The 10237-nt window shown below is 65.9% G+C and carries 10 protein-coding genes and 2 tRNA genes; all 12 read left to right on the top strand.

Features of this window, described 5'->3' with window-relative positions; genetic code table 11:
• The first annotated feature begins 7 nt into the window (after positions 1-7).
• The 12 genes from SR3_RS14720 (at position 8) to SR3_RS14775 (ending at position 10233) form a co-directional block, all read left to right on the top strand.
• Positions 8-1924, top strand: a complete 1917-nt coding sequence (locus tag SR3_RS14720) for an SLBB domain-containing protein (RefSeq protein ID WP_068087432.1) — start codon at positions 8-10, stop codon at positions 1922-1924.
• Positions 1921-3048, top strand: coding sequence for a hypothetical protein (locus tag SR3_RS14725; protein WP_068087435.1), 1128 nt, complete (start codon positions 1921-1923; stop codon positions 3046-3048). Before SR3_RS14720 ends, SR3_RS14725 begins: the two co-directional genes overlap by 4 nt.
• The gene (locus SR3_RS14730) at positions 3045-3986 is read left to right on the top strand and encodes a glycosyltransferase family 2 protein (protein ID WP_068087438.1); all 942 of its coding nucleotides are present in this window, start codon (positions 3045-3047) and stop codon (positions 3984-3986) included. Before SR3_RS14725 ends, SR3_RS14730 begins: the two co-directional genes overlap by 4 nt.
• Positions 3983-4363, top strand: a complete 381-nt coding sequence (locus SR3_RS14735; protein WP_068087441.1) for a GtrA family protein — start codon at positions 3983-3985, stop codon at positions 4361-4363. The genes SR3_RS14730 and SR3_RS14735 overlap by 4 nt, the downstream gene beginning before the upstream one ends.
• Complete coding sequence (locus SR3_RS14740; protein ID WP_157098863.1) at positions 4360-5691, top strand: DUF2029 domain-containing protein; 1332 nt, start codon at positions 4360-4362, stop codon at positions 5689-5691. The genes SR3_RS14735 and SR3_RS14740 overlap by 4 nt, the downstream gene beginning before the upstream one ends.
• A gap of 39 nt (positions 5692-5730) precedes the next feature.
• Positions 5731-6204, top strand: a complete 474-nt coding sequence (gene ybaK, locus SR3_RS14745) for a Cys-tRNA(Pro) deacylase (protein ID WP_068087446.1) — start codon at positions 5731-5733, stop codon at positions 6202-6204.
• Between the two features lie 126 nt (positions 6205-6330).
• Positions 6331-7287 carry a polysaccharide deacetylase family protein gene (locus SR3_RS14750; RefSeq protein ID WP_068087449.1) on the top strand — a complete coding sequence of 319 codons (957 nt, stop codon included), beginning with the start codon at positions 6331-6333 and terminating at the stop codon, positions 7285-7287.
• Positions 7288-7399: 112 nt separating this feature from the next.
• Complete coding sequence (locus tag SR3_RS14755; RefSeq protein WP_068087452.1) at positions 7400-8071, top strand: glutathione S-transferase family protein; 672 nt, start codon at positions 7400-7402, stop codon at positions 8069-8071.
• Positions 8072-8480: 409 nt separating this feature from the next.
• Positions 8481-8567: transfer RNA gene (locus tag SR3_RS14760), tRNA-Leu, on the top strand.
• 180 nt (positions 8568-8747) lie between these two features.
• A tRNA-Leu gene (locus tag SR3_RS14765) sits at positions 8748-8834 on the top strand.
• A gap of 310 nt (positions 8835-9144) precedes the next feature.
• Entirely contained in the window at positions 9145-9441 is a 297-nt protein-coding gene (locus SR3_RS14770; protein ID WP_068087455.1) for a hypothetical protein, read from the top strand.
• A gap of 36 nt (positions 9442-9477) precedes the next feature.
• Positions 9478-10233 carry an energy transducer TonB gene (locus tag SR3_RS14775; protein ID WP_068087458.1) on the top strand — a complete coding sequence of 252 codons (756 nt, stop codon included), beginning with the start codon at positions 9478-9480 and terminating at the stop codon, positions 10231-10233.
• The last annotated feature ends 4 nt before the right edge of the window (positions 10234-10237 follow it).

A 10237-nucleotide genomic window follows, 5' to 3' on the forward strand; every position in this document is an offset into this window, starting at 1 on the left:
GATCGGGATGAAGCAGGCACACAACTCTCGGCTGCATGCCACGATGGCGCTGGCCTCGGTTTTGGCGCTGACACTGCCTGCCGCCGCCTCGGCCCAAAGCATGAGCGCGGGCGTCAGCAGCGGATCGAGCGACAGCACCATGAGCGGCCAAAGCGGCTCATCCGCTTCGGGCGCCAGCGCCGCGCCTGCCACCGCCGCGCCGGCAGGCCCCGGTTTCGATCAGGCCACGGTGCCCACCACCCCGGCCCCGCCCACGGTGGACCAGCGCGACGCGCGCGACAATGACCGGATGGTCGTCACCAATGCGCAGAACCAGCCCCCGGTCCCGGCTAAGCAGGGCGAGTTCGAACGCTATCTCACCAAGGTGGCCGGCCATCCGGTGCAACGCTTCGGCAGCAAGCTGCTGCTGCCCGGCACGCATGATTTCATCACTCCGGCCACCACCGCCATCCCGCCAGACTATGTGATCAACATCGGCGATGTGATCGGCGTGGCCATGACCGGATCGGTGGAAGGCAGCGCCGAGTTCGAGGTCGATCACGACGGCAAGATCTTCCTGCCCCATGTCGGCGCGGTGCAGCTGACGGGCGTGCATTACCGTGACCTCAAGGCAAAGATCGCCGCCACCATCGGCACGCAATATCGCGGTTTCGATGTATCGGTCAGCATCCGCCGTCTGCATGGCGTGCGCGTCTATGTGACGGGTTTTGCGAAGGCGCCGGGGGCCTATACGGTCTCCAGCCTCTCCACCCTGCTTAACGCCGTGCTGGCGGCGGGCGGGCCCAATGAAGGCGGCTCCTTCCGCAGCGTGAAGCTCTACCGCAACGGGCAGGAGCTGCGCGACTTCGACCTTTATGACGTGCTGCGCCACGGCAACCGCAGCGGCGACACCGTGCTTCAGAACGAGGATGTGCTGTTCATCCCGCCGGTCGGCCCGCAGGTGGCGGTGATCGGCAGCGTGAATGAGGAAGCCATCTATGAAGCCCGACCCGGCGAAACGCTGGAGCAGCTGCTAGCCGATGCGGGCGGCCCCTCGCAGCTGGCCGATGACACGCGCGGCATCCTCTACAGCCTTGCCGACAAGGAGAGCGTGGGCAGCCGCGCGCTGGACCGCAATGCGCTGGCCAGCACCCCGGTGCAGGGCGGCGACATTCTGCAACTGGCCAACAAGGGCGCGCTGATCCAGCCGATGGAGCGCCAATCGGTGCTGGTGCGGCTGGAGGGCGAAGTGTCCCATCCCGGCAATTATTTCGTCGCGCCCGGCACGCCGCTCTCGCAGGTACTGGCGCAGGCCGGGGGCCTCACGCCGCGCGCCTATGCCTATGGCACCAAGCTGACCCGCCTTTCGGTGCGCGACCAGCAGCGTGAAAGCTACAATGCCGCGCTCGACCAGATGGAAACCTCGATGGTGGCCACCGCGCTGGCGGCCAATGGCGGCAAGGCGGAAACCACCGTGGCCATCCATCAGCTGATCCAGCGCCTGCGTCAGGCCGAGCCCGATGGCCGTCTGGTGCTGAACCTGCCGGTCACGGCCCAGACCCTGCCCGGCGATATGGCGCTTGAGAATGACGACCGCATCGTGGTGCCCGCACGCATCGATACGGTGGGCGTCTTCGGCTCGGTCTATCGCCCAGCCTCCTTCTCGCTGATGGGCGAGCCGCCGCGCACGGTGAAGGATTACATCGACCGCGCCGGTGGCCCGCAGCGGCTGGCTGACAAGGGCGGCATCTTCGTGGTGCGCGCCAATGGCGATGTGATTTCCCGCAAGAAGGGCGCGATGAAGGCGAAGGTGCAGCCGGGCGATGTGATCTTCGTGCCGATGCGCACCACGCCCAACACCACCTGGGCCAAGATCCGCGACATCACGCAGGCGGTGTTCCAGATGGGGCTGAGCGCGCTGGTCGCCGTGGCGGCCCTGTCGTGAGCGCAGCTGTTACCAAACGCGGGCATGGGATCATCGGCGGGATCGCGCATCATCCGTGGGTAGCCAACAACACGCGCCGCCGTGTGTGTGTGGCGGTGGCCGTGGCCGCGCTGGCGGTGCTGTCGGTCTGGCCCACGCCCTATCGCGCGGCGGTGACGCTCACGCCGGTCGATCCTTCCACGCTGGGGGTCAATCCGTCCTCCAATGGCGGCGGGCTGGGCGCGCTGGCAATGCTGGGCGGCGGCGGGTCGATGTCCACCCAGACGCTGATCGAATCGAGCCTGCAGGTCTCGCGCAGCGTGTATGTGCGCAAGCTGGTCTCGGCGCGGCTGAAGCTGCCCCAACGCCTCGGCAAAAGCGATCAGGCCACCCTGCGCTGGCTGGAGCATGAGGTGGACGCCCGTTCGCTGCGCGGCGGCATCATCGAGGTCGACACCAAGCAGCATGATGCCGATCTGGCGCTGGATCTGGCAGGCGCCTATGCCGACGCCATCCGCGAGCAGATGGGCGTGGTCAACCGCACCCAGAGCGCGATCCGCCAGCATGCGCTGGAGCAGGTGCTGTCTCAGGCCGGGGACCGGCTGGCCAAGGCGCAGGCCGCCTATGACACCTATCGCCTGAAAACCGGCAGCGGCGATCCGCTGACCAACGCGCTGCAGGTGGCCGGGCGCGCGCCCGCGCTCGACGATATGATTGCCGCCAAGCAGGCCGAAATCACCGGGCTGCGCCGCTTCGCCACCGAGAACAATTTCAAGGTGCAGAAGGCGCAGGCCGAACTGGCGGGCCTGCAGGCGCGCGCGGCTCAGGCGCGGTCAGGCACGTCGGAGGCCAATGGTTCGGTGGGGCGCGTGGTCGCCCAGACCAGTCAGGGTCTGGCCCTGCGCCGCGAGCTGGAACTCTCGACGATGATGTATGAGGCGGCCAAGCGCAATCTGCAGGGCACGCTGGCGGAAAGTCTGGTTTCCACCGTCAACATTCGTGTGCTGGAACAGCCCTATCTCGATCCCGACCGGCAGTTCAATTACTGGGCGGTGGCGCTGCTGGCGCTGGTGCTGGGGCTGGGCGTCGCGGTGGAGGTCTATCGCGCCAAGCCGCCGCTCTCCGCCGGGAAGATTGACGCATGAGCAGCATTCCCGACGTTTCCGTCGTCATCCCCTGCTACAATGAGGAGATGAACGCCGGGCCCATCGCCAAAGCGGTGATCGAGCAGCTGGAGCCGTTGGGCATCAGCTTCGACATCATCTTCATCGACAATGCCTCCACCGACCGCACGGTGGCGATCATCAAGGCGATGTGCGCCACCGATCCGCGCATCCGCCTGATCGCCAACACGCGCAATTTCGGCCAGATGCGCTCACCCACGCATGGGATTTATCGCGCCACCGGCCGGGCGGTGATCGGCATGTGCGCCGATTTTCAGGATTCGCCCGAGCTGCTGCCGCATTTCGTGGCGCGCTGGCAGGCGGGCGTGGACATCGTGCTGGGCGTGCGCGAGGCGGAGAAATCCGGCCTGATCCTCACCGCCATTCGCGGCCTATCCTATTGGCTGGCGCGCAATTTCGGCGATGTGCAGACCATTCCCAACGCCACCGGCTTTGGCCTCTACAGCCGCCGCGTGGTCGAGGCGATCAAAGCGCTCAACGAGCCCGAACCCTTCTTCCGGGGCCTGCTGGTGGAAACCGGCTTCCCGCTGGAGACCATCAACTATGTGCGCCCGCCGCGCGTAAGGGGCAAATCGAAGAACAATTTCTTCACTTTGCTCGATTTCGCGGTGGCGGGGCTGACGGCTTCGTCGAAGCGCATGCTGCGGCTGCCGCTCTATCTGGGCGTTGTCGGCGTGGTGGTGACTGTGCTGCTGCTGCTGGGCGGGCTGGTGGCCTTCCTCACCGGGCGCCCGATTGCGCCATGGCTGATCGGCGCGGTGTTTCAGGCGCAATTCTCGCTGATCTTCGGCTTTATGGGGCTGATGGGCGACCATATCCGCCAGATCTCCGAGCGCACGCGCGGCGCAGCCCTCGTGCTGGAGCGCGAGACGGTCAATATGGGTGACGAAGCCGCATGATCGCGCGCGCACGCCTGCTGGAGATTGCCCGCTATCTGGTGGCGGGCGTGGTGAACACCGCGTTTGGTTACGGCCTCTACGCCGGGCTGATCTGGCTGGGGCTGGACCGCTATGTAGGGCAGGCCATCGGCTATGTGCTGGGCACGGGGTTCAATTATCTCACCTACTCGCGCCATGTCTTCACCGATGCGGGGCCTGCCAAGGCGCGTTTCGTGGCCTCTTACGCGGTGAACTATCTGATCAATCTGGCTGGGCTGAAGGCGGCATCGCATCTCATCCCCAACCCCTATGCGGCAGGCGCGGTGACGACGCTGGGCGTGGTGGCGCTTAACTATCTGGTGCTGCGGCGGCTGGTGTTCCGGCCCCGGGAAGCATGAGCGATACGCCCTCCCCTGCCGCCCGGCGCGGCCTCACCATGGAATGGTGTCTGGCCGGGCTGGTGCTGCTGGTGGCGCTGCGCGATGTGTGGTTCTTCCTGAAGAGCGGCTATCTGCCCGAGCCCTTCTTCTATGAATCCGGCGACACCTGGATGGACTGGTTCAACACCGCCTGGTGGGCGCATGACAAGGGCATCTACGACAGCTGGGCCTCGATCTATCCGCCGATCAGCTTTGTGATCCTGCGCGTGCTGGGCCTGCCCCATTGCTACGCCAGCCCCGCCGCCGGGCCCGAGCCGCGCCTGTGCGACTGGCTGGGCGTGGGGGCAATCCATGCCTTCTACATCATTGATGTGGTGCTGGTGGCGGCCAGCTTCATCAAGCTCGACCGGCGCACCGCTCTGCCGCGCAGTCTGGCGGTCTGTCTGGGGATGCCGCTGCTCTATGGGCTGGATCGCGGCAATCTGATCCTGATCGCCTTTCCATGCGTGGTGCTGGCCTTCGGGCCGCTGCTGAAGGGCGCAAGGGCGCGCTGGCTGGCGCTGGCGGTGGCGATCAACCTCAAGGTCTATATCGTCGCCACGCTGGGCGCGCAGCTGCTGCGCCGCCGCTGGCGCTGGGTGGAGGGCGCGGCGCTGACCACGCTGGCGGTCTATGCGCTCAGCTACGCCATTCTGGGCGTGGGCACGCCGGGCGAGATCGTCACCAACATCCGCGAATTCGCCAAGGCCGACAGCGCGGCGGGCGTGCTGGATGTGTGGTATCCCGCCACCTACCAGCCGATGATCAAGCTGGTGAGCGGGCAGGCAGGCAGCTTCCCGATCATCGTCCTGCTGGGCTCCAATGTGATGGAATGGAGCGCGCTGATCCTGCCCGCCATCGTCCACGCCGGGCAGGCGGTGATCCTGCTGGGGGCCTTCGCCATCTTTCTGCGCCCGCAGGTGGTGCCCGCCCAGCGCGCGGCCTTGCTGGGCATATCGCTGGCGCTGATCACCTCGGAAGCGGGCGGCTACACGCCCTGCCTGATGCTGTTCTTCACCTTCACCGAGCGCTGGGAGGGCCGCTTGCGCCCCATCGCGCTCACCTTGGCCTATCTGCTCTGCGTGCCCGGAGACATCGTGCCGAGCAGCGTTCTGACCATGTCTCAGGACAGCTTTCTCATCCAGCGCACGGTGATGGTGGATCGCGGCATCGGCCTTGGCATGTTCCTGCGCCCCTCGGTGACCATTCTGGTGCCCTCGCTGCTCGCCGTGCATTCGATGCTGCTGGTCTGGCGCGACTGGCGCGGGCCGGCGCCCGAACCCATCCCCCAGCCCACCCCGGCCTGACTCTTTCCAACCCGCGCCATCCATGCCAGACACGCGCCCATGTCCAAATCGACCCGCGCCACGCTGGCCCTGACCAAGGCCGGCATCGCCTTCACCACCCACAGCTACGACTATGACGCCGATGCCGATTCCATCGGTCTGGCCGCCGCCGCCGCACTGGGCGAAGATCCGGGCTGCGTGCTGAAGACGCTGATGGTGCTGCTGGATGGCAAGCCCGCCTGCGCCATCGTCCCCTCCGACCGCGAGGTGGCGATGAAGAAGCTGGCCGCCGCGCTGGGCGGCAAGGCGGCGCAGATGATGAAGCCCGCCGATGCCGAGCGGATTTCCGGCTACAAGGTCGGCGGGATCAGCCCCTTCGGCCAGATGCGCCGCGTGCCCGTCGCCATCGAGATCGACGCGCTGGACCTGCCCTATGTCTACATCAACGGCGGCCAGCGCGGCTTGCAGATCAGGCTGGCCCCGCGCGATGCGGTGGCGCTGCTCGGCGCAACCCCGGCGGCGGTGACCGCCTGAGGCAGGGTGGCCCAACCGCCACAGCCGCGCGCTTTTGCTGCAACTGCGAGACTTTCCACTGGCCCTGCCCGCACCGTGGGATAAAGTATCATTGATCCCACACCAACATGCGGTGCCCCGTTTCCGATGTCTTTTCGTTCCAAGCTGCTGTCCTGCCTCTCTTTCTGCCTCGCCGCGGCGCTGACCCAGCCCGCCGCCGCCACATCGCACCGCGGCCAGATCGCCCTCACCTTCGATGACCTGCCCGGCATCATGCTGAGCGACAACAGCAATGACATCGCCCATTTCAACCGCGCGCTGGTCAATGGCCTCAAGCGCCACCGCGTGCCCGCCACCGGCTTTATCGTTGCCGGCAAGCTGGAGGATCTGGACCAGCGCCGCATGCGCCACGCCCTGTCACTCTGGGTGCATGCCGGTTTCACGCTGGGCAACCACACCTACAGCCATGAATCGCCCAGCCGCATTCCGGTGGACGAGTACAACGCCGATATCCTCAAGGGCCAGACGCTGCTCTGCAGCCTGACGCGCTGCTCGCCCAGGGCACCGCTGTGGTTCCGCCATCCCTATCTGGAAACCGGGGCCACGCTGGCGGATGCCCAGAAGGTCGACCAGTTCCTCACCGATCATCGCTACCGCACGGCGCCCGTCACGCTGGTCAGCCAGGACTGGGTCTTTTCCGAGACCTATGACGATGCCCTCGCCCGCCATGACGCCGCCGAGGCCAGCCATATCCGCCAGTCCTACCTGACCTACACCGCCACCATGGTGACATGGTATCGCGCCAGCGCGCAATCGGTGTTCGGGCGGGACATTCCGCTGGTGGCGCTGCTGCACGCCTCCAAACTCAATGCCGACAGCATCGGTGACCTGCTGGCGATCTACCGCCGCGCCGGGCTGCGCACCGTGCCGCTGGCCAAAGCCATGCGCGATCCCGCCTACAAAACGCCCGACACCTATGCCAGCGCCAAGGGCATGGACTGGATCGGTCGCTGGTCGCTGCAGCTGGGCCGCCCGCTGGCCCCCGGCTATGTCGATCCGCCCGAGGATATCGCCGCCACCTATCGCAAAATCGACAGCGATTGACGCAGCGCCCAAGCGGGCCTCTTAAGGAAATCGCAGTTTTCCACCCCAAAGCCCCGTCACGCGCCTGACGGCGGGTGGACGCGACGCCCGCCAGAGCGCAAGGAATAGGGCCATGTGGCAGCTTTACCAATTTCCCCTGTGCCCCTTTTCCCGCAAGGTCCGCCTGCTGATGAGCGAAAAGGGCATCGCTTACGAACTCTGGCGCGAGAACCCGTGGGAGCGGCGTGAGGGCTTCACCCAGATGAATCACGCCGCGCGCACCCCCACCATGCATGATGCCGAAAAAGGCATCACCCTGTGTGACAGCCGCGCCATCTGCGAATATCTGGAAGAGACTGTCGACCGCCTGCCGATGATTTCCGGCACGGCCGCCACCCGCGCGGAGATTCGCCGCCTGGTCGCGCTATTCGACGAGAATTTCTTCGCCGATGTGACCGGGCCGCTGATCCACGAGCGGATGATGAAGCGGCTGGTCTATCGCCAGTCGCCCGATTCCCGCATGCTGCGCGAGGCGATGCGGCTGGCGCATGAGCATCTCTATTACATCGACTATCTCGTCGATAACCGCCCCTGGTTGGCGGGCCCAACGATGAGTCTGGCCGATCTGGCCGCCGCAGCGCAGATTTCGGTGGCGGACTATCTGGGCGGGCTGGACTGGTCCGGCCATGAGCAGGCGCGGGCGTGGTATTCGGTGTTCAAGTCGCGCCCCTCTTTCCGGCCCCTGCTGGCGGAGCGAATGGAGGTGATCCAGCCGCCTTCGCATTATGCGGATGTGAATGCTTAAGCGGTTGAAGGTTTAAGAGACAATGCGAGGGCCATCGCCCTCGCGCTCCCTTTACTGTCTGCGTTGCGTATCGGGTTCAGCCTTGGGGCGAGGCACGCTGCGCCGCAGGCTTTAAAACCCCAACATAGCTTATCCTTCATGCCCACACTGCCTGCGGCGCTTTGCCTTGCGCAGGTGGAGAGGCTGGGCGCTTGACTTCGGCGCCACTGCCCTATCGCCGGAAGACGTAAAGGGAGCGCGAGGGCGATGGCCCTCGCATCTTCTTTTCCCTGTTTTCCGCCCTTTTCCTTCAACCCTGCAAAAACTTTCCCCACCCTCATCTTTTCGCGTTGACGCTTCAGTGAATCACCATTAGAGGCGCCCTCCTACCCGGCGGGGTTACGGAAACGTGACAGACGCCAAACAGGTTGCCCAGGTGGCGGAATTGGTAGACGCACTAGCTTCAGGTGCTAGCGCTCGCAAGGGCGTGGAGGTTCGAGTCCTCTCCTGGGCACCATCATCTCAGCATTGAGAAACATCCCCTCAGGGGGAAACAAATCCCTGAAATCCGCTGACTTCCCTGCCACGTAACTTCGTGCGCAGGCCTCATTTTTCGCGTTGACATGCGCGCGGATCGCCCGTAGACGCGCCCTCCTACCCGGCGCGGACGCGGAAACGCACTCACGCCAAACAGGTTGCCCAGGTGGCGGAATTGGTAGACGCACTAGCTTCAGGTGCTAGCGCTCGCAAGGGCGTGGAGGTTCGAGTCCTCTCCTGGGCACCATCATCTCAGCATTGAGAAACATCCCCTCAGGGGGAACTCCCCACATCTTGATCAGCAGCCCGCGCAAAGTTCGCGGCGCGCTTGCCTGCGCTGAACCCCGGCAGGGATGACCGTTATGTCGCGGTTCACCTCCTGTGGCGCAGAGTGCTGGCCGTACACATTCAGCCACCTTGAGAGGACAGACGGGGCACGCCGGAACGCTGCCTGAAGCCACCGCAGCCAAAGGATTTTACCCTCAGGCGCTGAGAACAAAGCTGCGGTTGATTCGTTCATCTGGCATCACCTCGTATCAAGACAAAAGGAGACCTCCATGCGTCCGCTTACTGCCCGACTCGCCTTTGCCCCCGCGCTTGTCGCCATGCTCAGCCTGAGCATGTTCGACGCCGCTCCGGCCTTTGCCCGTCATCACTATCACGGACGCGTGCATCACCGCGTTTGCCGCCATTCGAGCGGCACGGCAGGCCTGATCGCCGGTGGCGCCGGTGGCGCGCTGATCGGCCATGCGCTGATCGGCGGCCCGATCGGCATTGCGGCGGGCGCTGTGGGCGGCGCCTTCGGCGGCCGTGCGATCGACCGCTCCATGACCGCGCATCGCCGCTGCCGCTAAGCCTGAGAGGTCGGCTCCGTCACGGGGCCGCCACCGATGCCCTCCCCCTCGATCCCTGAACGCGGCCATGAGCGCGGACAATCCCGCGCTCTGGCCTTTGGCCTTTCGGCGGGGATCGAGGTTGGGGTGGCCTTGCTGATGTTGTTTGGCCTTGCCCCGCCCTCGGGCCTGCGCGAGGCCGTGCATGACAGCATCGCCGCCATCACCCTGACCCCGCCGCCCTTGCCGCCGGTCAAGCCCCCTCCCCCTCCGCATCATCATCGGCCCGCCGGTCGGGCATCGCCCCCCAATCTGCGCGCGAAAGCCGCGCCGGTGCTGGCAGTAAAGCTGCCCCTGCCGCAGCCCGTGCCCATCCCCGTTGCCACCAAGCCCGCCGCCGTCGGCACGCAGATGCAGAGCGGCGCGGCGCCTGTTCCCGGGCCCGGCACAGGCGCGGGCGGTCAGGGCAATGGCACCGGCTCGGGCGGGAATGGAAACGGCGATGGCGATGGAGGCCGCGATCCCGAATGGGTCGGCGGCAGGATCAAATCCTCCGACTATCCTGAAGCCGCGCGCACGGCAGGGGCGCATGGCACGACATCGGTGACGATCTCGGTCTCCGCGCAGGGCCGCCCGAGCGGTTGCCGCCTTGTCGAATCCAGCCATAACCGCGATCTCGATGCCGCGACCTGCGATCTGGTGCTCAAGCGCTTCCGCTTTCGCCCCGCACGCGATTCAGCGGGCCATGCTGTGGCGGGCGAGGTCGATTACGATCAGGAATGGACCTTGGGCATCCTGACCGACGCGCCCTGATTTC

The sequence above is a fragment of the Novosphingobium rosa NBRC 15208 genome (assembly GCF_001598555.1).
Taxonomy (GTDB): domain Bacteria; phylum Pseudomonadota; class Alphaproteobacteria; order Sphingomonadales; family Sphingomonadaceae; genus Novosphingobium; species Novosphingobium rosa.